Here is a 461-nt window from a genome sequence, read left to right as displayed (position 1 = left end):
GGAAGCTTTGTCTTAACTTCACTGAACTTAGTACCACTCAAGACATCAAATGCCTTAGAAGAACCACCTGCAACTTGTGCATGTTCTCCCGCTTTGAAGGTTACACGTACATAGCCTTCAGGTGCTTGGTCACCTGTCGCATCAATTACATTTTGTTTCACAACCGTGGTGAACTCATATGCTTTGGTAACTGCTTCAGTATCTGTTGGAAGCTCTGGTGTCCAGCCTTTGAAGGTGTAGCCCTCATCAGTGGTGACAGAAGGAAGCTTTGTCTTAACTTCACTGAACTTAGTACCACTCAAGACATCAAATGCCTTAGAAGAACCACCTGCAACTTGTGCATGTTCTCCCGCTTTGAAGGTTACACGTACATAGCCTTCAGGTGCTTGGTCACCTGTCGCATCAATTACATTTTGTTTCACAACCGTGGTGAACTCATATGCTTTGGTAACTGCTTCAGT

General features: G+C 44.5%; 1 protein-coding gene. It reads right to left on the bottom strand.

The features are described from left to right. On the bottom strand, nucleotides 1-461 hold a 461-nt coding region (locus HMPREF0091_RS06265), incomplete at both ends, for a hypothetical protein (protein WP_006303457.1).

Source organism: Fannyhessea vaginae DSM 15829, assembly GCF_000159235.2.
GTDB lineage: Bacteria > Actinomycetota > Coriobacteriia > Coriobacteriales > Atopobiaceae > Fannyhessea > Fannyhessea vaginae.
Note: the sequence above shows the minus strand (reverse complement) of the source record. Positions and strands in the feature narration are given on the sequence as shown.